The organism is Corallococcus sp. AS-1-6, assembly GCF_020037015.1.
Taxonomy (GTDB): Bacteria; Myxococcota; Myxococcia; order Myxococcales; family Myxococcaceae; genus Corallococcus.
In genome coordinates, this window is record NZ_JAIQDE010000004.1 from 370,557 (window position 1) to 396,097 (window position 25,541).

Here is a 25,541-nt window from a genome sequence, read left to right on the forward strand (position 1 = left end):
ACCTACGCTTCGGACTGACCGCGGCGCAGGCCCAGGGCCTTCATCTTCTTGTAGAAGTGGCCCCGCTCCAGGTCGAGGATGCGCGCCGCCTCCGTCACGTTGTCATGCGTGTGGGCGAGCACCCGCTGGATGATCTCCCGCTCCGCGTCCTCCACCTGCTCGCGGAAGGTCTGATCCACGCGCGGCCTCCACCCGCCCGGGTTCGAGGGCGCGGGCTCGGCGGGCGCCGTCACCACCGGGGCCGGCTGCGCGGCGGGCACGTCACCGCCCACGGTGGGCTCGGGCATGGGGGGCAGGGGACGGCCCCGGGGCAGCAGCTCCAGCGCGTCCGTGCGCGAGACGACCGGCCCCTCGCAGAGGATGGCCAGCCGCTCCACCAGGTTGCGCAGCTCGCGCACGTTGCCCGGGTAGTCATACGCGCTCATCACCGCGAGCGCGTCCGGCGACAGCGCCAGGGGCCGCCGCCCGTTCTTCGCGCACGCCTCGCGCAGGAACGTGTCGATGAGGTCCGGCAGGTCCTCGCGGCGCTCGCGCAGCGGCGGCGAGTGGATCTGCACGACGTTGATCCGGTAGTAGAGGTCCTCGCGGAACCTGCCCGCGGCGATCTCCTTCTCCAGGTTCTTGTTCGTCGCGGCGATGACGCGCACGTCCACCTTGAGCGTCTCCGCGCCGCCCACGCGCTCCAGCTCGCCCTCCTGGAGCACGCGCAGGAGCTTCGACTGCATCGCGGCCGGCATGTCGCCAATCTCGTCCAGGAAGAGCGTGCCCTCGTGCGCCAGCTCGAACTTGCCGCGCCGCACGCTCACCGCGCCGGTGAAGGCGCCCTTCTCGTGGCCGAACAGCTCGCTCTCGATGAGGTCGTGCGGCACCGCGGCGCAGTTGAGCTTCACGAACGGCCCGCCCTTGCGCCGGGAGTGCTGGTGCAGCGCCCGCGCGATGAGCTCCTTGCCGGTGCCGTTCTCCCCGGTGATGAGCACGCGCCCCTCGCTGGGCGCAGCCCGCTGGATGAGGGAGAAGATGCGCTGCATGGCGGGCCCGCCGCCCACCATGTCGAAGCGGCCCAACTGCGCGCGCAGCTCCTGCAACTCCTCCATCGCCGCCTGGTGCTTGAGCGCGTTGCGCAGCGCCACCAGCAGCCGGTCGCGCGCCAGCGGCTTCTCCAGGAAGTCGCGCGCCCCCAACTGCGTCGCCTTCACCGCCGTGTCGATGGTGCCGTGGCCGGACATCATGATGACGGGCAGGTCCGGCTTGAACTCCGTGAGCCGCGCCAGCACCGTGAGGCCGTCCATGTCCGGCATCTTCACGTCCATCAACACCGCGTCCACCGGCCGCGCGCTGACCACGTCCAGCGCCACCTGCCCGCTGCTCGCCAGCTCCGTGCGGTAGCCGGCCAACTGCAACGACTGGCTCAGGGTGAGGAGGATGTTCTTTTCGTCATCAACGATGAGGACCGCAGCGGGCATGGGCAAACCGTTCACACTCTCACGGAAATAATCGGGGCATCAAGGGTCTCGTGTTGCCCGGAGGGGCAGGGAAAAGACAAATCTTTTGACTCTCCCCGGTGGGTCCGACTACACGCGACAGGCCGGGCCCGCCCTCTGTGGGCCTCTCTTTTCCCGTGGTTGCTGTCGGAGGAATGATGCGTCGGATTTCGCTTTGGGCCGGGTTGGCCCTCGCCGTGGCCGTGATGACCGGGTGCCCGCCCACCTACCCCAAGTGCAACAACGACGAGCAGTGCCAGGAGAAGGGCGAGGTCTGCGTCCAGGGCCAGTGCCAGGAGTGCGCGACGGACGCGAACTGCCGTGAGGGCTTCACCTGCCAGGCCAACAAGTGCGCGCCCAAGCCCCCTGAGTGCACCACGGACACGGCCTGTGGCACCGGCCGCATCTGCGAGGCCGGCAAGTGCGCCGAGGCCCAGTGCAAGGACGACTCCGCGTGCAACGGTGGCAAGTGCCAGGCCGGCCGCTGCCAGGCCCCCAAGGACACCTGCTCCGCCAACACCGACTGTGGTGAGGGCCAGGAGTGCCAGTCCGGCAAGTGCGTGACGGCGGACGCCTCCTCGCGCTGCGACTACTCGCCGGTGCGCTTCGGCTTCAACGAGTCCACCCTGGACTCCAGCGCGCAGTCGCGCCTGGGCGAGCTGGCGGCCTGCATCAAGGCCAGCCAGGGCAAGATCACCCTGGGTGGCCACGCGGACGAGCGCGGCACGGAGGAGTACAACCTCCAGTTGTCCAACCGCCGCGCCGCGGCCGTGAAGCGCTACCTGGTCGACCTGGGCGTGCCGTCCAACCGGCTGTCCACGGTGGGCTATGGTGAGACCCGCCCGGTGTCCAGCGCGGCCACCGAGGAAGGCTGGGCGGAGAACCGCCGCGTGGAGTTCCAGCGCTAGTTCTGGGGTAGGCTCTGGCGCGCATGGCCGCCCTAGAGTCGGAAACGCGTCAGTCCTACCTCGTCTTCGCGTGTGGAAGCAGTTGGTACGCGGTGCCCGCGGAAGCAGCGGCGGAGGTCGTCACCTTCCCCGAGCTGACGCGGGTACCGGGTTCCCCGCCACACCTGCTGGGTGTGTTCGCGCACCGGGGTGAAGTCATCCCCGTCGTGGACATGAGCCTGCTGGTGGGCGGGGTCACCGCCGGGTCCCGCCGCGCCGTCCTGGTGCGCTTGACCCGGGGAACCCTGGCCCTCACGGCCAGCAACGTCGCCGGCGTGTCCGCGCTGATGGGACCGCTGGAGCCCCTGGGCCCCTCGGGCGTGCACGTCCACCTGCGCGGCCCCGTGAAGAGCGGCTCGCGCGACGTGGCCGTCATCGACCCGGAAGGCCTCTTCGACCACCTCAGCCAGGGCGGCTAGCCCCATGCCTCCCGCGGGCCGGGTCGAGGGGACGCTCCTGTGCCACGTGGGGCCGCACCGCATCGCCTTCGAGGCGGGCGAGGTGGCCTCCATCGCCGCGCCCGACGCGGGCACCGTGTCCGCCCACCGGGCCTTCCTGGGGGGCGGGGGCGCCCAGCGCGTGCTGGTGACGGCCACCGGCGAGACGGTGGGCGTGGACGGGCTGGAGATCGACTCGGAGGTGCTGTCGGTGCTGCCGCCCTCGCCGGTGGTGGCGGGGGCCTCCGGGGGCAGCCTGCGCGGCTTCGTGCTCACGCGCGGGGTGCTCTGGCCGCTCTTGCGCCTGGACGCCTTCCAACGCTACCTGCGAGGGCTGGACGGGGAGGGCGCATGATGGCGCCGCTGGAGCTTCGCGCGCTGGGCCGCTGGACGACGCGGCCCCGCATCCCGGGCAGTTGCCTGGGCGTGGGCATCGCGTTCCTCCACATCCACCTGTCGCACACGCTGCCGGAGGCGGGGCGCACGCCGCTGACGTGGCTGATGTTCTCCGCGCTCGTGCTGTTCATCAGCGTGGGGTACGCGCGCGACACGCGGGCCCTGCGCACGCTCTTCGCGCTGGGCGAGGGCCGCCTGCCCGCCACGTCGGAGCACCTGCTGGTGGCGGTCCAGGAGGTGGCGGCCATCCCCGGCCGCAGCTTCTGGTTCGTGATGCAGGGCTGGCTGGGCGGCACGCTGACGGTGGCCCTGGCCTTCCCGACCCTGGCGGACGTGCCGTGGACGGAGGGCGTGCGGGTGATGGTGCTGGGGCTGTCCATTGGTCCGCTGAGCGCCATGCTCACCTACCTGATGGTGGTGCGCCGCGCGCGGGCCACGCTGGACCGGCTGGTGTCGCTGGGGCCGGCGCCGCTGGAGGTGCTGGCCGCGCTGCCGCCCCGGCGCATGCACATCCGCCGCCGGCTGGTGGTCTTCACCGCCATCGCGGTGCTGAGCCCGTCGCTCTTCATCCTGGACGTGGCCTTCACGCGCACGGTGGCGGTGGTGGACGCGTGGACGCAGGCCACCACGCCGGAGGCGCGCGCGGAGGTGATGGCGCGGGCGCGGGAGGGGGACGGGCCGCCCCTGGGGCTCATCGCGGGGCTCGTCACGCTGCTCATCCTGGGCACCGCGGCGCTCGCGGGCACGGCGCTGTCGGAGCCCCTGCGCGCCATCACCGAGGACGCGACCCGCATCGCGCGCGGCGAGGTGCGCCCCCCGCGCGTCATCCACGCCGAGGACGAGGTGTGGGCCACCTCCGCGGCATTCACCCAGATGCAGGTGCAGCTCGTGCAGGCCCTGTCGCAGCTCAAGCGGGCGGGCATCCAAATCTCCTCCACCACCGAGCAGTTGGTGGCCACCAGCACGGAGCAGGAGGTGGGCGCGGACGAGCAGGCCGGGGCGCTCAACGCCACCAGCGCCACCACGGAGGAGCTGGCCCGGTCCGCGCAGCAGATCGCCGACAACGCGGAGTCCGTGTCCGCCATCGCGGAGACGACCTTCGGCGCGGCGCAGTCCGGCCAGCGCGGCGCCACCGCCTTCCTGGGCGCCATGCAGCGCATGAAGGAGGACAACGAGGCCATCGCGGAGGCGGTGGTGCGCCTCAACAAGCGCGTGCAGCAGATTGGCAAGGTGGTGGAGTTCATCAACGAGATCGCCGACAAGTCGGACCTGCTGGCGCTCAACGCGGAGCTGGAGGGCACCAAGGCGGGCGAGGTGGGGCGGGGCTTCTCGCTGGTGGCGGCGGAGATGCGGAGGCTGGCGGAGAACGTCATCCGCTCCACGAAGGAGATTGAAGGCCTCATCGGGGAGATCCGCGACGCGACGAACGGCGCGGTGATGGCCACGGAGGCGGGCCTGAAGACGACGGAGCTGGGCACGCTCCTGGCGGCGCAGGTGGACGACAGCCTGAGCCTCATCCTGGAGCTGGCGCGGCAGACGTCGCACGCGGTGCGCAGCATCTCGCTGGCGACGCTGCAGCAGCAGACGGGCACGGATCAGCTCGCGGCGGCCATGGGGGACATCCTGCGCGTCACCGAGCAGAACGCCGCGGCCACCAAGCAGATGGTGGCGGCCAACGCGGACCTGTCCACCCTGGCGGCGGACCTGCAGCACGTGGTGCAGCGCTTCCACATCGAGCCTCCCGGGGCCGAGTCCCCCGGGGCTTCCGGCGGCGCGCCCGGCGCGACGGGAGGCGGGTGACATGGACCGCTCCTCGGGCTCGCGGCGGGCCGCCTTCAGCCAGCAGTTGATGTTCCCCGTGCCGCTGGCGAACCTGGTGGGCTCCACGCTGGGGCTGCACTTCGCGTCGCTCGTGGTGGGCGGCGAGCTGTCCCAGAAGCTGGGGGGGCTCGTCGTCCTGGTGGTGGGCGTGAGCGCGCTGCACATGCTCCTGGGCGTGGGCGTGTCCCTGCGCCGCTTCCCCCGGCTGAGGGCCCTGGAGCGCGGCGCGCTGCCGCCCACGCCCGAGCACCTGGCCCAGGCGGTGGGCGAGGTGGCGCGCTCGCCGGGCGAGGCGTTCTTCCGCTCGCTGGGCTTGTGGGTGCTGACCACGGGCGTGGTGGCGATGGCGCTCGGGTCGACCATGGCCCTGGCGTGGAAGGACACCCTGCGGGTCGCGGGGCTGGGGGCGCTGTTCGGCCCGCTCACGTCGCTGCTCGTGTACGGGCTGGTCACGTTGAGGGCGCGGCGCGGCGTGCTGTGGGTGGCGGAGCAGGGGCTGACGCACTCGCAGGTCATCGCCGCGCTGCCCCGGCGCTCGCGCATCCGCGCGCGGCTGGTGGCCTTCACCGCCATCTGCGTGGTGACGCCCGCGGTGATGTGCGCGCAGGTCGTCACGGCGCTGACGGAGCGGCTCCTGCACCGGCTGGAGGACACGGGCAGCCCGGTCGCGCAGGGTGTGCTGGTGGACGCGTTCACATCCAGCGCGCTCCTGTGCGCGGTGGTGTTCGGCCTGGCGCTGGCCACGGCGTACCTGGGCGGAACGCTGCTGGGGCGGCCCATGCGGGAGCTGTCCGGCGAGGCGCGCCGCATCGCCGCGGGCGACCTGGCCAGCCCCCGGCTGGTGCCCGCGGAGGACGAGGTGTGGGCGGTGTCCGCGGCCTTCACCACCATGCGCACGCACCTGGCGGACGTGCTCGCGGAGCTGCAGCGCGCGGGGGCGCAGATTTCGGCCACCACGGAGGAGATCCTCAGCACCTCCGGGCGCTACGAGGCGGGCGCCGCGGAGCAGGCCAGCAGCCTGGACGAGACGAGCGCCACCACGGAGGAGCTGGCGCGCTCGGCGAAGCAGATCGCCGAGAACGCGAGCTCGGTGGCGGAGATCGCCCAGCGCACGCTGGCGGCGGCGCAGGGCGGGCAGCGCAGCGCGGAGTCCTTCCTGGGGGCCATGTCGCGCATGCGCCAGGACAACCAGGCCATCGGCTCGGCGGTGGGGCGGCTGGACAAGCGCGTGCAGCAGATCGGGAAGATCGTCGAGTTCATCAACGGCGTCGCGGACAAGTCGGACCTGCTGGCGCTCAACGCGGAGCTGGAGGGCACCAAGGCGGGCGAGGTGGGGCGGGGTTTCTCGCTGGTGGCGGCGGAGATGCGCAGGCTCGCGGAGAACGTGCTGGAGTCCACGAAGGAGATCGAGGGGCTCATCGAGGAGGTGCGCGAGGCCTCCGCCGCCGCGGTGGCGGTGACGGGCGGCGGCGTGCGCGCGGTGGAGACGGGGACGGGGCTGGCGGAGCAGGTGTCCGAGTCGCTCCGGCAGATCGTCGACCTGGCGGGGCGGACGTCGGACGCGGTGCGGATCATCTCCCGGTCCACGCAGCAGCAGCAGGCGGGCACGGATCAGCTCGCGGACACGATGGCGGACATCCTGCGCATCACCCAGCAGAGCCTCAACGCGACGAAGCAGGTGGGCGCGGCGAACGGGGACCTGCTGGGGCTGGCGCAGGACCTGCGCGGCGTGGTGGAGCGCTTCCAGATCCACCAGGCGACCCTGCGCAAGGGGGGCGGCGGGTGAACCCCAGCGAACGGCTCCTCAAGCAGTTCCGCGACCTGGTCACGGTCCGTCTGGAGCGCATCAACCGCTCCCTGATGGAGCTGGAGTCCGGGGGCAACCTGGAGGCCGGGCAGCGGGTGCTGCGCGAGCTGCACGGGCTCAAGGGCGAGGCCCGGATGATGGGCTTCAGCGAGATCAACACGCTCGCGCACGAGATGGAGGAGTTGGTCCGGTGCGCGGAGCCGCAGCGCTACCGGCTGTCCTCGGAGTCCACCGACGCGCTGCTCGCCACGGCGGACACGGTGCTCGCGCTGTCGGGGGCGCTCCAGGCGGGGGAGCCGCTGCTGGCGGTGGAGACGCTGGTGGCGACGCTGCAGGAGCGGGTCCTCGCGGAGTCCGCGCGTCCTGCGGGAGCCCCGCGTCCGGAGGAGGGCGGCCGGGCCGCGAAGGGGGAGGGCGCGTCGCACCTCATCGTGGCGGACCGCAGGGAGCCGTCCGCGGCCGTGGTGGTCCCCGCGCACTGGGGAGCGCCCGCGTCCCGCCCGGAAGCGTCGGCGGGAGGCGCGGCCCCAGGAGTCACCGCGTCGCAGTTCCTGACCACGGCCCTCCGGTCGGAGGCACCTGGGAGTCCGGCGGGAGCGCACGGAGACCCGTCCGCCACGGGGGCTGTACCGAGCACGGCGTTCGGGGGGATCCCTTCCGGCCACGTTGCCGGCGCGTCGCCGGGCCCGCACACGGGGCATCCAGGCCACGGAGCAACACCAGGCACTGCGTACGGCAACCCAGGTCCTGGACAGAGCGCGGGAGCCACGCCCGGTTCGCACGGTCTCCCACCGGGAGGCTCGGGCCATTCGCACCTCGTGGCCCCGGTGGCGGGGAGCGCGCACCTCGTGGCATCCACTCCCGGTAGCACGGGCGCCCCGGGCGGCGCCGCTGGCGGTCCGGGGAACTCACACCTCGTGGCCCCCTCTCCGGGCACGTCCCCGAACACGCCCCCCGCGAGTCCGGCCGCTTCGCCCGGCGCGCGGATGGTCGACGCCGCTCGCTCGCGCGCACCCGCCGCGCCGAAGCACGGGACGGCCACGGTGCGCACGGGCGACGTCCGCATGGACACGGCCGTGCGCATCGGCGTGGCCAGCCTGGACATGCTCACCAGCGCGGTCACCAACCTGGGCCAGGTGGCCCGCCGCCGCGAGCTGGCCACCGCGCGCCGCCTGGAGCTCGTTCGCGAGCTGAGCGAGCTGGCCCGCGCCGCGGAGGACCTGGGCCCCGCGGGCGTCGCGCTCGCGGAGCGCCTGGGCCGCGCCAAGGAACTCGCCGCCACCCTGCACCGCGAGGCCAAGCTGCTCGCCAACGCGGAGCTGCGCGACCTGGATCAGGTGTCCGAGGAGATCCAGGGCCTGCGCATGCTGCCCCTCTCCGTCCTCTTCGAACCCTACCCCCGCATGGTCCGCGACCTGGCGCGCGAGCTGGGCAAGGAGGTGGAGCTCGTCGTGGACGGCGAGGACACCCGCGCGGACCGCTCCGTCGTGGAGGCCCTGCGCGAACCCCTCATGCACCTGGTCCGCAACGCGCTGGACCACGGCCTGGAGACGCGCGTGGACCGCGTCGCCTCCGGCAAGCACCCCCGGGGCTGCCTCACCCTGCGCGCCGCCCGCGAGGGCAGCCGCATCGTCCTGCGCGTGGAGGACGACGGCGCCGGCATGGACCCCGCCCTCCTGCGCCGGGTGGCCGTGCGCCGGGGCGTGCTGGACGAGCCCGCCGCCAACGCCCTGTCCGACGCGGCCGCGCGCGAGCTTGTCTTCCTGCCCGGCTTCACCTCGCGCGACGTGGTCACCGACCTGTCGGGTCGGGGCGTGGGGCTGGACGCCGTACGTACCTCGCTCCAGGCCCTGGGCGGCGACGTGGGCGTGGAGTCCGCGCCCGGCTGGGGCACCATCTTCACCCTGCGCGTCCCGGTGTCCCTCACCGTGGCGCCCCTGCTCTTCGTCCAGGTCGTCGACGAGACGCTCGCCCTGAGCGCCGTCCACGTCTCCCGCGCCCTCAAGGTGGACGCCTCGGAGGTGGGAGAGGTCGCCGGCCGTCCCACCCTGCGGATGGAGGGACGCGTGCTGCCCTTCGCCTCGCTGGCGTCGCTCCTGGGGCTCGCCACCGAGCGCCCCGCCCGGGAGGGCGAGCTGGTGCTGGTGGTGAAGGGCCAGGGCATGGAGGCCGCACTGGCGGTGGACCGGGTGCTGGAGGAGCGCGTCCAGGCCATCCTCCCCCTGAAGGGCATCCTCGCGCGCTACACGCACCTCACCGGGGCCACGTCGCTCGCGGACGGGCGGCTGGCCATGGTGCTGTCCGCGGCCGCGCTGGCGGCGGGCGTGCATGGCACCGCGCCCCTGAAGCTCGCCCGGCCCCCGGTGCGCGCGCCCGCGCCGCGCCGCCGCCGCATCCTGGTGGTGGACGACTCGCCCCTCACCCGGGAGCTGGTGGCCAACCTGCTGGAGGCGGTGGGGTACGACACCCTCCGGGCGGCGGACGGCCCCTCGGCGCTGGAGCAGTTGGGCCAGGAGGGGCCCCCGGTGGAGCTGGTCGTCACCGACCTGGAGATGCCGGAGATGGACGGCGTGGAGCTCACCCGGCGCCTGAAGGCGGACCCGGCCCGGCGCGGGCTGCCCGTCGTCATCCTCACCACCCGGGGAGGGGAGCCGGACCGGGCGCGTGGGCTGGCGGCCGGGGCGGACGGCTACATCACCAAGGGCGACCTCGTCCGCCAGGACCTGGTGGACGTCGTGGGTCGGCTGCTGGCCTGAACTCCCCGGAGACCGGGACAGAGCGCCCGGGGGCCCATCGCATTGCTATACTCCCGCGGCGCGTACGGGGTATTGAACGGACATGGGCAAGAAAGTGACGGTGCTGGTGGTGGATGACTCGGTCATCTGCCGTCAGCTCATCAGCGCGGCGTTGAGCGATGACCCGGACATCCAGGTCATCGGCACCGCCGCGAACGGCCAGGAGGCCGTTGCCCTCACCAAGGAGCTGCGCCCCCACGTCATCACCATGGACGTGGACATGCCCGTCATGGACGGGCTCACGGCCGTGGAGCACATCATGGCCGAGTGCCCCACGCCCATCCTGGTGCTGACGGGCGACCCGCGCTCGCAGGCCCCCGCGCTGACGTACCGCGCGCTGGAGCTGGGCGCGCTGGCGCTGCAGATCAAGCCCGCCATCGACGCGGGCCCGGAGGCGTGGAACCTCACCAAGGAGGTGAAGCTCATCTCCTCCGTGCGCGTCATCCGCCACGTGCGCGGCCAGAAGCGCGGCCCGCCGGGGACGCCGCACGCCCCGGTGGCGGTGCTGCCCGCGGCCTCCATGGGCATCGTCGCGGTGGCCGCCAGCACGGGCGGCCCGCAGGTGCTCTACCGGATGCTGTCGGAGCTGCCGGCGGACTTCCCGGCGCCCATCGTCATCGTCCAGCACATCAACGCCGCCTTCTCGGAGTCGCTGGCGAGCTGGCTGGCCAACGCGAGCAAGCTGAAGGTGCGCCTGGCGGTGGACGGGGACACGCTCGCGCCCGGGCTGGTGCTGGTGGCGCCGCCGGATCAGCACATGGTGGTGCCCGTGCGCGGCCGCGTGGCGCTCAAGCCCGGCGTGGAGCGCGACGGGCACATGCCCAGCGGCACCGTGCTGCTGGAGAGCGTGGCCAAGGCCTACGGCCGCAGGGCGGTGGGCGTGGTGCTCACCGGCATGGGCGCGGACGGGGCGGACGGGCTCCTGGCCATCAAGCAGGGCGGTGGGCTGGCGCTGGCGCAGAACGAGGAGTCCTGCGTGGTGTTCGGCATGCCGGGCGCGGCGGTGGAGCGCAAGGCGGTGGACCACCTCATCCACGGCGATGACGTCGCGGCCACCCTGGCGCGCCTGGCGCGCGGAGAGTCGCTGGCCGCAAGCCGCTGACCTCGCGCGCCATGACGCCCCCTCCCGAGCGCTGGACTCCCGTCCACGCCTGGCTTCAGGCGCACACGGGCATGGCGCTGAGCGGGGCCCAGCGGCGGCGGCTGGATGCGCGGCTGGACGCGCTGGGACACGGCCAGGGCGCGGCGCGGCTGGTGGCGCACCTGCGCACGGCGGCGGGCGCGGCGGACCTGGCGCGGCTGGTGGACGCGGTGGCGGTGCACACGTCGGAGGTGTTCCGGGACGAGGTGCAACTGTCCGCCTTCCGCGAGCACGTGCTGTCCCCCCGGATACAGCGCTCCAGGACGCCGCTGCGCGTGTGGAGCGCGGGCTGCGCGGCGGGCGAGGAGGTCGCCACGCTGCTCCTCCTGATGGCGCAGGAGGGCGCGGATCCCGCCAGCCGCGTGCTGGGCACGGACATCTCCGAGCAGGTGCTCACCCGGGCGCGCGAGCTGAGCTTCCCGACGGATGCGCTCCGGCGCGTGCCGGACGCGGCGCGCTCGCGCTACTTCCAGCCGAAGGGCCGGCGCCACGCGCTGGTGGAGTCGCTGCGCGCGCAGGCGGAGTTCCGGCGCCACAACCTGATGGAGGCCCCGTATCCGGAGGCCCCCGGGGGTGGCGGGTTCGACATCATCTTCTGCCGCAACGTCCTCATCTACTTCACCCCGGAGGCCTTCCAGCGCACGGTGCGGAGCCTGGGCGAGCGGCTGACGCCCGGCGGGGTGCTGGTGCTGTCCGCCGCGGAGCCCCTGCTCCAGGTGCCCCCGGAGCTGCGGCTGCTGCCCAGCGAGCACGCGTTCTTCTACGTGCGCGAGGACGCCGCGCCCGTGGAGCCTGCCCGGCCGAAGCGGGACTCCGGAAGGTTCCCGAGCGTTACCGGAACCTCCGGAGCCAGCGGAGCCCCCGGCCCCACCGCGCCGGCACCGAAGCACGACGCACCCGTGCTCCCGCCCCCGGCCGCGGACGAGGCCGCGATGGCGCAGGCGGACTGGCTCTTCTCGTGCGTGCTGGACGGGGCCTCCACGGGCGTCCCGGACGAGAAGTCCGAGCGCGACCTGCGCCGGTGCCTGGAGCTGGATCCGGACCACGTCGCCGCCCGCTACCTGCTGGGGCTCCTGCTGGAGCAGTGCGGCCAGCCCGGCGCGGCCCTGGAGTCCTACCGCCGGGCCCTGCGGGCGGTGGACTCCGGGCGGGCGCGGCCGGTGCCCTTCTTCCTCAACCTGCCCCGGCTCCGGGTGGCCTGCGCCCGGGCCGTGGAGCGGCTGGAGGCGGAGGGGGCGCGCTGAAGGGCAGGGGGGCGGCCGGGCGAGGCGGAAACAGAAGCGGCGCGCGGGGCCTTTTGGACCTAGGATGCCCGGCCCATGCGCAGGCTCGTGCTCTTCGCCCTGTTGACCGCCGCCGTACCCGGCTGTTTCTACCCCGCCGACCGCGGCCGTGCCCTGGAAGCCAAGGTGGACCGGCTGGGCGCGGACAACGCGAAACTGGCCGCGGAGCTGAAGGAGGCGCGCGACCAGCTCGCCGTCACCCAGCCGAAGCTCGATGAGAAGATCGCCCAGGTGACGCAGGCCCTGCAGAGCCTGGACACCGCCGCGCGCCGCAAGGACGCGGACATCGGCGTGCAGTTCCAGAAGACGGTGGAGGACCTGGCGCAGCTTCGCGGCCAGGTGGAGACGTACCTCTACAAGATTGGGGAGCTGGAGGCCGCGCTCGGCAAGAGCACGGAGGAGACCAACCAGCGGCTCCTGGCGCTCCAGGGCACGGAGGCGGTGAAGGAGGCCGAGGCGAAGAAGAAGGCCGAGGAGCTCCAGCGCCCCACGGACAAGAAGGAGTTCCTCACGCTCGCGCAGGAGAAGGCGAAGGCCGGCGACGCGCTGGTCGCGCGCCAGCTCTACAACGAGTTCGTGAAGAAGTGGCCCAAGGACGCGCTCGTGGGCGAGGCCCACTTCGGCCTGGGCGAGACGTACTTCACCGAGTCCAGGTGCCGCGAGGCCCTCTTCGAGTACGGCAAGGTGGTGCAGGACCACGCCAAGACGCCGTCCGCGCCGGACGCGTACCTGCGCTCCTCCGACTGCTTCCTGAAGCTGAAGATGAAGGAGGAGTCGAAGCTGGCGCTGGAGGAGCTGGTGAAGGGTTACCCCAAGTCGGACGCGGCCAAGGCGGCGAAGACGAAGCTGGCGGAGCTGGACAAGAAGCCCGCGCCCGCCCCCGCGCCGAAGAAGGCGAAGAAGTGATGGGCCTCCGCGCCCCCCGGCTCGCCGCCCTGGCGCTCCTGTTGCTCCTGCCGCTGGTGGCGGGGGCCGCGCCGAAGAAGCTCGTGCTGCTCTTCACCGGAGACAACGGGGGCGAAGTCGCCCCCTGTGGTTGACGCCACAACCCGTCTGGCGGTCTGGCCAGACGAAAGACGGTCCTGAACCAGGAGCGCGCGAAGGGCGTGCCGGTGCTCGCACTGGACGCGGGCAACGCGCTCTTCAAGACCCTGGCGGATGGCCAGGATGCGACGGCGAAGCCTCGCGCGGAGCTGCTCCTGGAGCAGTTGGACGCGCAGGGCTACGCGGCCATGGCCGTGGGCCAGCGCGACCTGGTGCTGGGCGTGGACTTCCTCAAGAAGAAGACGAAGGGCGCGAAGCTGAAGCTCGTGTCCGCGAACCTCGTGGACGCGAAGGGGCAGCCGCTCTTCCCCGCCTCGGTGGTGACGACGGTGGGCGGGCTGAAGGTGGGCATCCTCGGTGTGTCCCCGGCGTCCGCGGAGGGCACCGCCATCCTGCCCGAGGGTGTCCGGGGCCTGCCGGTGGGGCCGGCGGTGACCGCGGAGGTCAAGCGCCTGCGCCAGAAGGAGCAGGTGTCGCTGGTGGTGGTGCTCGCGGCGGTGCCCTACGTGGAGGCGGTGAAGCTGGCCCAGGGCGCCGAGGGCGTGGACTTCGTGGTGCAGTCGCACGACGGCCGGGGCGTGGGCATGGCCCAGCGCCAGGGCGTGTCCACGCTGGTGCCGCCCGGGGAGCGGGGCCGCCAGGTCGCGAAGCTGGAGCTGTCCGTGGAGGGCGATGGTCCCTTCGCGGACCTGTCCGAGGCGAACCGCGCCCGGGAGAGCCAGCGCATGGTGGAGGCGAACATCGCGCGGGTGCGGGAGCGCCTGAAGGCGGAGAAGAACGAGGACACGCGCCGCTCGCTCCAGGAGACGCTGGCCTCCTTCGAAGCGCGGCGCGACGCCCTGGCCCGCACGGCGGCGGCGCAGGGCCCGGAGACGGGGCGCACGTACCAGTTGACGTACCTGCAACTGGGCGCGGACGTGGCGTCGGATGCCGCCGTCCAGAAGCAGGTGGAGCGCGTCGAGCCGCCCGGCTCCGCGGGTCACTGAGCTTCCAGGCGTGGAGCCAACCCCGTCCATCCTGGGACGGGGGCTGAAACACCTGTCTCATCCCCTGTCGCGGCATGTGTCACGCCCGTTCCAGCCCTGCTGGAGGGCAGGCAGGCCCGGCGGCGTGGAACGCATGGCAGGTCGCTCTTCGACCGAATAATGTGATCAACAGGTTTCATGGCCACCCCCCCACGCTGCTCGCGCGACGAGCGGCAGGCCGCGCGTGATCGACATCCACCGGCACTGACCCTCTGGGCCCTGCGTCCCGCTTTCCGGGCGCCCCTCGGGGGCCGTGTCGTGTCCAGATTCCGGAGTCAATTCGATGAGCAGCAGCGGTGATTTGTCGAAGCGGATCGCGAACCTGTCTCCGGAGAAGCGCGCGGAGCTGCTCAAGAAGATGGCCGCGCAGAAGAACGCGGCGGGGACTCCGGCGCGGGCGGCGTTCCCGCTGAGGGACCGGTCGAAGCCGGCGGAACTCTCCTTCGCGCAGCAGCGGCTGTGGTTCATGGACCAGTTGGCGCCGGGCAGCCCGCTCTACAACGTCCCCGTGGCGGTGCGGCTGGAGGGCGCGCTGGACGTGGCGATGCTGGAGCGCTCCCTGCTGGAGGTGGTGCGGCGCCACGAGTCGCTGCGCACGACCTTCCAGGGCACGGAGAGCGGGCCGGTGCAGCACTTCGCGCCACTGCCCGCGCTGGCGCTGGAGCGCACGGACGTGGGCGCGCTCGCGGCGGACGCGCGCGAGGCCGAAGCCTGGCGCCGGGTGCGGGAGGGGGCGCTGCGTCCCTTCGACCTCGCCACGGGGCCGCTGATGCGCGCGCTGCTGGTGCGGCTGGGAGACGCGGACCACCTGCTGCTGGTGGTGATGCACCACATCGTGTCGGACGGATGGTCACTGGGCGTGCTCGTGCGCGAGGTGGCGGTGCTCTACGCCACGTTCCTGCAGGGCCAGCCGTCGCCGCTGCCGGAGCTGGCCGTGCAGTACGCGGACTACGCGGCCTGGCAGCGGGAATCGTTGCAGGGCGCGGCGTTGGAGCGGCAGTTGGCGTACTGGCGCGAGCAGTTGTCGGGCGCGCCGCCCGCGCTGGAGCTGACGACGGACAAGCCCCGGCCCGCGGCGCGCGGCTTCCGGGGCGCGCGCACGCCCATCCAGTGGCCGCGGGAGCTGACGGACGCGCTCCGGGGGCTGGCGCAGCAGGAGGGCGCGACGCTGTTCATGGTGCTGCTGGCCGGGTGGCAGTCGCTCCTGTCGCGCTACTCCGGGCAGGACGACGTGAGCGTGGGCTCTCCCATGGCGGGCCGGACCCGCTCGGAGCTCGAAGGCCTCATCGGCATGTTCGTCAACACGCTGGTGCTGCGCGCGCGCTTCACGCCGGAGCTGTCGTTCCAGGGACTGGTGCGCCAGCTCCGCGAGACGATGGTGGGCGCGACGGACCACCAGGACGTGCCGTTCGAGAAGCTGGTGGAGGCGCTCCAGCCGGAGCGCGACTCGGGGCGCACGCCGTTCTTCCAGGCGATGTTCGCGCTGCAGAACGCGCCGCGCGGGCCGGTGGCCGTGCAGGGCCTGAGGTTGAACGCGATGGAGGTGGACACCCAGACGGCCAAGTTCGACCTGCTCCTCCAGCTCACGGAGGCGGAAGGCAGCCTGAGCGGCTACGTGGAGTACGACACCGACCTCTTCCACGCGGCCACCGTCGCGCGGATGGTGGAGCACCTGCGCGGCCTGCTGGAGTCCGCCGTGGCCCACCCGGCGATGCCCGTGGCCCGGCTGACCATGGTGAAGGCCGCCGAGCGGCGCTTGCTGGCCGAGGACTGGAACCGGACGCAGGCGGCGTACCCGAGGGAGCGCCCGGTGCACGCGCTCTTCGCGGAGCAGGCGCGCAAGGCGCCGGGCCGGGTGGCGGTGGTGCAGGGCGTGGACGGGCAGGCGCTGACGTACGGCGAACTGGACGCGAAGGCGAACCAACTGGCGCACCACCTGCGCGGGCTCGGGGTGAAGCGCGGCACGCGGGTGGGCGTGTACGTGGATCGCTCGTGGGAGATGGTGGTGGGGCTGCTCGGCATCCTGAAGGCCGGGGGCGCGTACGTGCCGGTGGACCGCAACTACCCGGCGGAGCGCATCGCGCTGCTGCTGGAGGACGCGGGCGTCGAGGTGACGCTGACGCAGCGGTCGCTGGTGGAGAAGCTGCCGGCCGGAGCGGGCAAGCCGCTCTGCGTGGACACGGCGTGGGACGCCATCCGCCGCGAGCCGGAGACGCCTCCGGACGTGGCGGTGGGCGGAGAGGACCTCGCGTACATCATCTTCACGTCAGGAAGCACGGGGCGCCCGAAGGGCGTGTGCGTCCCCCACCGGGGCATCACCCGCCTGGTGGTGGGCAACGACTTCATGCGCTTCGACGCGGACGCGGTCTGGTCGCAGACGGGGCCTGTGGCCTTCGACGCCTCGACGCTGGAGCTGTGGGGCGCGCTGCTGCACGGGGCGAAGCTGGTGCTGGCGCCGCCGCACGCGCTGACGCTGGAGGAGCTGGGCGCGCTGCTGAAGCAGGAGCGCATCAGCACGCTGTGGCTGACGACGGCGCTGTACGAGCAGATGGCGCTGCACCAGGCGGACGCCCTGGCGGGCGTGTCCCAGGTGCTGACGGGCGGTGACGTGATGCCGCTCCCGCGCGCTCGGGAGCACGTGTCACGGCTGCCGGAAGGCGCGGTGCTGGTGAATGCGTACGGCCCCACGGAGAACACCACGTTCTCCACCACGCACACGCTGACGCGCGAGACGTCGCTCACCGCGTCGGTCCCCATCGGCAAGCCGATTGGGAACTCGACGACGTACGTGCTGGACGCGCGCGGGGACGTGGCGGGTGTGGGCGTGCCGGGGGAGCTGTTCGTGGGCGGTGAGGGGCTGGCGTGGGGCTACCTCAACCGCCCGGACCTGACGGCGGAGCGCTTCGTGCCCCACCCGTTCAGCCCGGAGCCCGGAGCGCGGCTGTACCGCACGGGCGACAAGGCCCGGTGGAGGGAGGACGGGACGCTGGAGTTCCTGGGGCGCACCGACTTCCAGGTGAAGGTGCGCGGCTTCCGCATCGAGCTGGGTGAAATCGAAGCCGCGCTCCTCCAGCACCCGGACGTGGCGGAGGCCACGGTGGTGGCGCGGGGGCAGGGCGCGGACAAGCAGTTGGTGGGGTACGCGGTCGCGAAGCCGGAGCGGATGCTCGACGCGGCGGAGCTCAAGGCCCACCTCAGGCAGCGGCTGCCGGAGTACATGGTGCCCACGGCGCTGGTGTCGCTGGACGCGCTGCCGCTCAGCGCGAACGGCAAGGTGGACCGCAAGGCGCTGCCGGAGCCGGAGGCCCCGCGCTCGGAGAAGGTCTTCGAGGCGCCCCGCACGGAAGTGGAAGCGAAGCTGGCGGCCATCTGGGCGCAGGTGTTGCGCGTGCCCCAGGTGGGCGTGACGGACAACTTCTTCGAGCTGGGCGGCCACTCGCTGCTGGCGACGCAGGTGGCCTCGCGGATCCGCGCCGGGTTCGGCGTGGAGCTGCCGCTGCGGGAGCTGTTCGAGTCCGCCACGCTGGAGGCCCTGGCGCTCCGCCTGGAGCGCGCAACGCGCTCCGTCGCTCCGCCGCTGGTGGCCGTCTCGCGAGAGCAGCCCCTGCCGTTGTCGTTCGCGCAGCAGCGCCTGTGGTTCATCGACCAGTTGGAGCCTGGCAGCCCGCTCTACAACGTCCCGCTCGCGGTCCGACTGGAGGGGGCCCTGGACGTCGCGGCGCTCCAGGGTGCGCTGGATGCGTTGGTGGGACGTCACGAGGCGCTCCGCACGACGTTCACGTCGCATGAAGGCACGCCGGTGCAGGTGGTGCATCCGCCCTCGGCGATGCCGCTGGAGGTGGAGGACCTGCGCGGCGTCGAAGCGGGCGAGCGGGAGGAAGAGGCCCGCCGCCGGGTGATGGCGCAGGGGCTGAGGCCGTTCGACCTGTCGCGAGGGCCGCTGGTCCGCGCGCAGTTGGTGCGGCTGGACGGGCACGACCACCTGCTCGCGCTCACGATGCACCACGCCATCTCGGATGGCTGGTCGTTGGGCGTGCTCGTGCGGGAGATCGGCGCGCTGTACGCGGCGTTCGTGCAGGGCCAGCCCTCCTCGCTGCCGGAGCTGCCGCTCCAGTACGCGGACTACGCGGCCTGGCAGCGCGGCTGGTTGCAGGGGGATGCGCTCGAACGCGAGGTGGCCTTCTGGAAGGGCCGGCTCGCGGGAGCACCCGCGGCCCTGGAGTTGCCCACGGATCGTCCGCGCCCGGCGGTGCGGGGCAACGCGGGCACGATGCACTTCTTCCAGTGGTCCCCCGCGATGACGCAGCGCCTGCGGGCGCTGGCGCAGCGTGAAGGCGCGTCGCTGTACATGGTGCTGCTGGCGGGGTGGCAGGCGCTGCTGTCGCGCTACTCGGGACAGACGGACATCAGCGTCGGGTCGCCCATCGCGGGCCGGACCCGGGCGGAGCTGGAAGGGCTCATCGGCTTCTTCGTCAACACGCTGGTGCTGCGAGCCCGGGTGGACGGGCACGCGTCCTTCCGTGAGCTGCTGAAGCAGGTGAGGGGCACGGTGCTGGAGGCCTACGAGCACCAGGACGTGCCGTTCGAGAAGCTGGTGGAGGCGCTCCAGCCCGAGCGCAGCCTGAGCCACACCCCGCTGTTCCAGACGCTGCTGGCGCTCCAGAACGTGCCGCAGGGAGACCTGGGGCTGCCGGGCATGTCGCTCAAGCCGGTGATGATGGAGAGCCGCACGTCGAAGTTCGACGTGAGCCTCTTCTTCGTGGAGGAGGGAGAAGGGCTGAGAGGCTCGGTCGAGTACAGCACCGAGTTGTTCGACGCCGCGACAGTGCGCCGGATGGTGGAGCACCTCTGGGTCCTGCTGGAGGCCGCGCTGGCACGTCCGGAGGCCGCAGTGTCCCGGCTGCCGATGGTGGACGCGGAGGAGCGGCAGCGGCTCCTCGACGGTGGCAACCGCACGGTGGCGGAGTCCACGAACACGACGCCGGTCCACGCCCGCTTCGAGGAGCAGGCGCGGAAGACGCCGGAGGCAGTGGCGCTCCAGAGCCAGGACGGCAGGACGCTGACGTACGGCGAGCTGGACGCGAAGGCGAACCAACTGGCGCACCACCTGCGCGGGCTCGGAGTGAAGCGAGGCACGCGGGTGGGCGTGTTCGTGGAGCGCTCCTTCGAGATGGTGGTGGGGCTGCTCGGCATCCTGAAGGCGGGAGGCGCGTACGTGCCGGTGGACCGCAACTACCCGGCGGAGCGCATCGCGTTGCTGCTGGGGGATGCGGGCGTGGGGGTAACGCTGACGCAGCAGTCGCTGGTGCAGAAGCTGCCGAAGAGCGCGGGCACGCCGCTGCTGCTGGACACGGTGTGGAGCGAAGTGGCCCACCAGCCGGGGACGGCGCCGCAGGTGGAGGTGAGCGCGGAAGACCTGGCGTACGTGATGTTCACGTCAGGAAGCACCGGGCGCCCGAAGGGCGTGAGCGTGCCGCACCGGGGCATCACGCGGTTGGTGCTGGGCAACGGCTTCCTGCGCTTCGGGCCGGAGGAGGTCTGGCTGCAACTGGCGCCGGTGGCCTTCGACGCCTCGACGCTGGAACTCTGGGGTGCGCTGCTGCACGGGGCGAAGCTGGTGCTGGCGCCGCCGCACGCGCTGACGCTGGAGGAGTTGGGTGCGCTGCTGACGCAGGAGCGCATCAGCACGCTGTGGCTGACGGCGGCGCTGTACGAGCAGATGGCGCTGCATCAGGTGGAAGCGCTGGCAGGAGTGTCGCAGGTGCTGGCGGGCGGAGACGTGCTGCCAGCCCAGCGTGTGCGCGAGCATCTGAAGCATCTGCCAGAAGGCGCGGTGCTGGTGAACGGCTACGGCCCCACGGAGAACACCACGTTCTCCACCACGCACACGCTGACGCGCGACACGTCGCTCACCGCATCGGTCCCCATCGGCAAGCCGATTGGGAACTCGACGGCGTACGTGCTGGACGCGCGAGGGGACGTGGCGGGCGTGGGCGTGCCGGGCGAGCTGTACGTGGGAGGCGAAGGCCTGGCGTGGGGCTACCTCAATCGCACGGACCTGACGGCGGAGCGCTTCGTGCCCAACGCCCTCAGCACGAAGCCGGGAGCGCGGCTGTACCGCACGGGCGACAAGGCCCGGTGGAAGGAGGACGGGACGCTGGAGTTCCTGGGGCGCACCGACTTCCAGGTGAAGGTGCGCGGCTTCCGCATCGAGTTGGGCGAAGTCGAAGCGGCGCTCCTGAAGCAGGAGGGCATCGCGGAGGCCACGGCGGTGGTGCGCGACGTGGGCGGCGACAAGCGGCTGGTTGCGTACCTCGTGGCGAAGCCGGGCCAGAACATCGACCCGAAGGCCGTGGAGGCAGAGCTTCGGCAGCGGCTCCCTGAATACATGGTGCCGTCCGCGATGGGCGTGCTGGACGCGCTGCCGCTCACGGCCAACGGCAAGGTGGACCGCAAGGCCCTGGAGGCGCTGGATGCGCACGAGGCAGGCACTGCCTACGAGCCGCCTCGCACGGAGGCGGAGCGAAAGCTGGCGGCCATCTGGGCGGAGGTCCTGCGGGTACCCAGGGTGGGCGTGAAGGACAACTTCTTCGCGCTCGGTGGGCACTCGTTGCTGGCGACGCAGGTGGTCTCGCGGATCCGCACGGAACTCGGAGTGGAGCTCTCGCTGCGAGTCCTCTTCGAGGCGCCCGTGCTGGAAGTCCTGGCCGAGCGACTGGGGACGGCCGCCCGTCCGTTGCCCGCGGCGTTGGAGCACGTCGCCAGGGACGAGGCGCCGCCGCTGTCGTTCGCACAGCAGCGCCTGTGGTTCATCGACCAACTGGAGCCGGGCAGCCCGCTCTACAACGTCCCGGTGGCGGTCCGGTTGCAAGGCACCTTGCAGCGGGGCGCGCTGGTGCGGGCCCTGAACGAGATTGTCCGGCGCCACGAATCCCTGCGCACGACCTTCGAGCTGCACGAAGGGCAGCCCGTGCAGCGCATCCATCCGCATGCGCGCCTGCCACTGGCGGACGTCGACCTGGAGGGCCTCACCCCCGAGCAGCAGGAGCAGGAGGTCCGGCGTCGGCTCGGGGTGGAGCTGGCGGAGCCCTTCGACCTGAACAAGGGCCCGCTCATCCGGGCCGGCCTGTTGAAGCTGGGAAGCACCGAACACGTGCTGCTCATCACGATGCACCACATCGTGTCGGACGGCTGGTCGCTGGGAGTGCTGATCCGCGAGGTGGGCGCGCTCTACGCAGCGTTCTCGGAAGGACGCCCGTCGCCACTGCCGGAGCTGCCGCTCCAGTACGCGGGCTACGCGGCCTGGCAGCGGGGCTGGTTGCAGGGAGAAACGCTCCAGAAGGAAGTGGACTTCTGGAGGGGGAAGCTCGCCGGGGCGCCGCCAGTGCTGGAGCTGCCCACGGACCATCCGCGTCCGGCGGTGCGAGGCAACACCGGAGCGGTGCATTCCTTCCTGGTGCCATCGGCGCTGGCCCATGCGCTGCGGGAACTGGCGCAGCGTGAAGGCGCGTCGCTGTACATGGTGCTGCTGGCGGGCTGGCAGGCGCTGCTGTCGCGCTACTCGGGGCAGATGGACATCAGCGTGGGCTCGCCCATCGCGGGCCGGACGCGGGCGGAGCTGGAAGGACTCATCGGCTTCTTCGTCAACACGCTGGTGCTGCGCGCCTGGGTGGACGGGGAGAAGTCCTTCCGTGAGCTGCTGAAGCAGGTGAGGGGCACAGTGCTGGAGGCCTATGAGCACCAGGACGTGCCGTTCGAAAAGCTGGTGGAGGCGCTGCATCCGGAGCGCAGCCTGAGCCACACCCCGCTGTTCCAGACGCTGCTGGCGTTGCAGAACATGCCCGAGGGCGAGGCGAAGCTGCCCGGGCTGACGATGAAGCCGCTGGAACTGGAGATCCGCACGTCGAAGTTCGACGTGAGCCTCTTCTTCACGGAGACGCCACAGGGGCTGAACGGAGCGGTGGAGTACAGCACCGACCTGTTCGACGAGGCGACGGTGCGCCGGATGGCGGAGCACCTGCACGTCCTGCTGGAAGGCGTGGTGGCGAAGCCGGAGACGGCGGTGAGCCAGTTGCCCATGCTGACGGAGGCGGAGCGCCAGCAGGTACTGGTGACGTGGAACCAGACGGACACCCAGAACCGCCACGACCTGCCGGTCCACGCCCGCTTCGCGGATCAGGCGCGGAGGACGCCGGAGGCAGTGGCGCTCCAGGCCCAGGACGGCAGGACGCTGACGTACGGCGAGCTGGACGCGAAGGCGAACCAACTGGCGCACCACCTGCGCGGGCTCGGAGTGAAGCGAGGCACGCGGGTGGGCGTGTTCGTGGAGCGCTCCTTCGAGATGGTGGTGGGGCTGCTCGGCATCCTGAAGGCGGGAGGCGCGTACGTGCCGGTGGACCGCAACTACCCGGCGGAGCGCATCGCGTTGCTGCTGGGGGATGCGGGCGTGGGGGTAACGCTGACGCAGCAGTCGCTGGTGCAGAAGCTGCCGAAGAGCGCGGGTACGCCGCTGCTGCTGGACACAGTGTGGAGCGAAGTGGCCCACCAGCCGGAGGCAGCGCCGCAGGTGGAGGTGAGCGCGGAAGACCTGGCGTACGTGATGTTCACGTCAGGAAGCACGGGGCGCCCGAAGGGCGTGAGCGTGCCGCACCGGGGCATCACGCGGTTGGTGGTGGGCAACGGCTTCCTGCGCTTCGGGCCGGAGGAGGTCTGGCTGCAACTGGCGCCGGTGGCCTTCGACGCCTCGACGCTGGAACTCTGGGGCGCGCTGCTGCACGGGGCGAAGCTGGTGCTGGCACCGCCGCACGCGCTGACGCTGGAGGAGCTGGGCGCACTGCTGAAGCAGGAGCGCATCACCACGCTGTGGCTGACGGCGGCGCTGTACGAGCAGATGGCGCTGCACCAGGTGGAAGCACTCTCTGGCGTGTCGCAGGTGCTGGCGGGCGGTGACGTGCTGCCAGCCCAGCGTGTGCGCGAGCATCTGAAGCATCTGCCAGAAGGCGCGGTGCTGGTGAACGGCTACGGCCCCACGGAGAACACCACGTTCTCCACCACGCACACGCTGACGCGCGACACGTCGCTCACCGCATCGGTCCCCATCGGCAAGCCGATTGGGAACTCGACGGCGTACGTGCTGGACGCGCGAGGGGACGTGGCGGGCGTGGGCGTGCCGGGCGAGCTGTACGTGGGAGGCGAAGGCCTGGCGTGGGGCTACCTCAATCGCACGGACCTGACGGCGGAGCGCTTCGTGCCCAACGCCTTCAGCACGAAGCCGGGAGCGCGGCTGTACCGCACGGGCGACAAGGCCCGGTGGAGGGAGGACGGGACGCTGGAGTTCCTGGGCCGCACGGACTTCCAGGTGAAGGTGCGCGGCTTCCGCATCGAGCTGGGCGAAGTCGAAGCGGCGCTCCTGAAGCATGAGGGCATCGCGGAGGCCACGGCGGTGGTGCGCGACGTGGGCGGCGACAAGCGGCTGGTTGCGTACCTCGTGGCGAAGCCGGGCCAGAACATCGACCCGAAGGCCGTGGAGTCGGAGCTGCGGCAGCGACTGCCGGAGTACATGGTGCCGTCCACGATGGGCGTGCTGGCCGCGCTGCCGCTCACGGCCAACGGCAAGGTGGACCGCAAGGCCCTGCCTGAGCTCGATACGGTCCGCTCGGAGCGCGAATACGAAGCGCCCCGCACGGAGGCAGAGCGAAAGCTGGCGGCCATCTGGGCGGAGGTCCTGCGGGTGCCCAGGGTGGGCGTGAAGGACAACTTCTTCGCGCTCGGTGGGCACTCGTTGCTGGCGACGCAGGTGGTGTCACGGCTCCGTGCGGAATTCGGAGTGGAACTCCCGCTGCGAGCCCTCTTCGAAGCGCCCGTGCTGGAAGTCCTGGCCGAGCGACTGGGGACCGCCGCGCGTCCATTGCCCGCGCCACTGGAACTCCTCGCCGGGTCTGCAGCATCGCCGCTGTCGTTCGCACAGCAGCGCCTGTGGTTCATCGACCAACTGGAGCCGGGCAGCCCGCTCTACAACGTCCCGGTCGCGGTGCGGCTGGATGGCGAGCTGGACGTTGGCGCCCTGGAGTGGTCTCTGCGTGAAGTCGTGCGCCGTCACGAATCCCTGCGTACGACCTTCGAACTGCACGAAGGGCAGCCCGTGCAGCGCATCCATGCCGATGCGCGCCTTTCGCTGGCGCGGAGCGAGTTGGAGGGCCTCACCCCCGAGCAGCAGGAGCAGGAGGTCCGGCGTCGGATCAGGGCGGAGCTGGCGGAGCCCTTCGACCTGAACAAGGGCCCGCTCATCCGGGCTGGCCTGTTGAAGCTGGGGAGCACCGAGCACGTGCTGCTCGTCACGATGCACCACATCGTGTCGGACGGCTGGTCGCTGGGCGTGCTGATCCGTGAGGTGGGGGCGCTCTACGCGGCGTTCTCGGAAGGACGCCCGTCACCGCTGCCGGAGCTGCCGCTCCAGTACGCGGGCTACGCGGCCTGGCAGCGAGGCTGGTTGCAGGGAGAGACGCTCCAGAGGGAAGTGGACTTCTGGAGGGGGAAGCTCGCCGGTGCGCCGCCCGTGTTGGAGCTGCCCACGGACCGGCCGCGCCCGGCGGTGCGAGGCAATGCCGGAGCGGTCCATTCCTTCGTCTTGCCCTCGTCGCTGGAACAGCAGTTGAAGACGTTGGCGCAGCGTGAAGGCGCGTCGCTGTACATGGTGCTGCTGGCGGGCTGGCAGGCGTTGCTGTCGCGCTACTCGGGACAGACGGACATCAGCGTGGGCTCGCCCATCGCGGGCCGGACCCGGGCGGAGCTGGAAGGGCTCATCGGCTTCTTCGTCAACACGCTGGTGCTGCGCGCCCAGGTGGACGGGGATGCGTCCTTCCGTGAACTGCTGAAGCAGGTCCGCGGCACGGTCCTGGAGGCCTATGAGCACCAGGACGTGCCGTTCGAAAAGCTGGTGGAGGCGCTGCAGCCGGAACGCAGTCTGAGCCACACGCCCCTGTTCCAGTCGATGCTGGCGTTGCAGAACACGCCTGAGGGAGAGGCGAAGCTGCCCGGGCTGACGATGAAGCCGCTGGAGCTGGAGCTTCACACGTCGAAGTTCGACGTGAGCGTCTACTTCACGGAGACGCCGCAGGGCTTGGTCGGAGCGGTGGAGTACAGCACCAGCTTGTTCGACGAGGCGACGGTGCGCAGGATGGCGGAGCACCTGCGCGTGCTGTTGGAAGGCATTGTCACCAGGCCGGAAACGGCAGTGGGCAGGCTGCCCATGCTGACGGAGGCGGAGCGCCAGCAGGTGCTGGTGACGTGGAACCAGCAGCAGGCGGAGTACGACCGGGACGCGACGATTCCTCGGCTCTTCGAGGCGCAGGCGAAGCGCACGCC

General features: G+C 71.9%; 13 protein-coding genes. 12 read left to right on the forward strand and 1 reads right to left on the reverse strand.

What is annotated here, in order from left to right; all coding sequences use genetic code 11:
* Positions 1-2: 2 nt before the first annotated feature.
* Entirely contained in the window at positions 3-1,463 is a 1,461-nt protein-coding gene (locus K8612_RS08575; protein WP_223761925.1) for a sigma-54 dependent transcriptional regulator, read from the reverse strand.
* A gap of 176 nt (positions 1,464-1,639) precedes the next feature.
* On the opposite strand from K8612_RS08575, the gene K8612_RS08580 reads away from it, so the two are divergent.
* The 12 genes from K8612_RS08580 to K8612_RS08630 form a co-directional block, all read left to right on the forward strand.
* Positions 1,640-2,389: an OmpA family protein gene (locus K8612_RS08580; protein WP_306799628.1), complete on the forward strand. Its 750-nt coding sequence runs from the start codon at positions 1,640-1,642 to the stop codon at positions 2,387-2,389.
* 23 nt (positions 2,390-2,412) lie between these two features.
* On the forward strand, positions 2,413-2,847 hold the full coding sequence (locus K8612_RS08585) for a chemotaxis protein CheW (protein ID WP_223738793.1): 435 nt from the start codon (positions 2,413-2,415) through the stop codon (positions 2,845-2,847).
* Between the two features lie 4 nt (positions 2,848-2,851).
* Positions 2,852-3,220, forward strand: coding sequence for a protein CrdC (locus K8612_RS08590; protein WP_223738794.1), 369 nt, complete (start codon positions 2,852-2,854; stop codon positions 3,218-3,220).
* On the forward strand, positions 3,217-5,061 hold the full coding sequence (locus K8612_RS08595; RefSeq protein WP_223738795.1) for a methyl-accepting chemotaxis protein: 1,845 nt from the start codon (positions 3,217-3,219) through the stop codon (positions 5,059-5,061). Before K8612_RS08590 ends, K8612_RS08595 begins: the two co-directional genes overlap by 4 nt.
* A 1-nt stretch (position 5,062) precedes the next feature.
* Complete coding sequence (locus tag K8612_RS08600) at positions 5,063-6,868, forward strand: methyl-accepting chemotaxis protein (RefSeq protein WP_223738796.1); 1,806 nt, start codon at positions 5,063-5,065, stop codon at positions 6,866-6,868.
* Positions 6,865-9,645, forward strand: a complete 2,781-nt coding sequence (locus tag K8612_RS08605) for a response regulator (RefSeq protein ID WP_223761926.1) — start codon at positions 6,865-6,867, stop codon at positions 9,643-9,645. The genes K8612_RS08600 and K8612_RS08605 overlap by 4 nt, the downstream gene beginning before the upstream one ends.
* Before the next feature lie 82 nt (positions 9,646-9,727).
* Positions 9,728-10,786, forward strand: a complete 1,059-nt coding sequence (gene cheB / locus K8612_RS08610) for a chemotaxis-specific protein-glutamate methyltransferase CheB (RefSeq protein ID WP_223738798.1) — start codon at positions 9,728-9,730, stop codon at positions 10,784-10,786.
* Between the two features lie 11 nt (positions 10,787-10,797).
* Positions 10,798-12,069 (forward strand): CheR family methyltransferase, encoded by a 1,272-nt coding sequence (locus K8612_RS08615; protein ID WP_223761927.1) that lies wholly within the window; start codon positions 10,798-10,800, stop codon positions 12,067-12,069.
* Positions 12,070-12,144: 75 nt separating this feature from the next.
* Positions 12,145-13,014 (forward strand): tetratricopeptide repeat protein, encoded by an 870-nt coding sequence (locus tag K8612_RS08620; protein ID WP_223738800.1) that lies wholly within the window; start codon positions 12,145-12,147, stop codon positions 13,012-13,014.
* Complete coding sequence (locus tag K8612_RS38825) at positions 13,014-13,148, forward strand: hypothetical protein (protein WP_255651349.1); 135 nt, start codon at positions 13,014-13,016, stop codon at positions 13,146-13,148. The genes K8612_RS08620 and K8612_RS38825 overlap by 1 nt, the downstream gene beginning before the upstream one ends.
* A gap of 66 nt (positions 13,149-13,214) precedes the next feature.
* Complete coding sequence (locus K8612_RS08625) at positions 13,215-14,138, forward strand: 5'-nucleotidase (RefSeq protein WP_223738801.1); 924 nt, start codon at positions 13,215-13,217, stop codon at positions 14,136-14,138.
* Positions 14,139-14,460: 322 nt separating this feature from the next.
* On the forward strand, positions 14,461-25,541 hold an 11,081-nt coding region (locus K8612_RS08630), incomplete at its 3' end, for a non-ribosomal peptide synthetase (protein ID WP_223761928.1).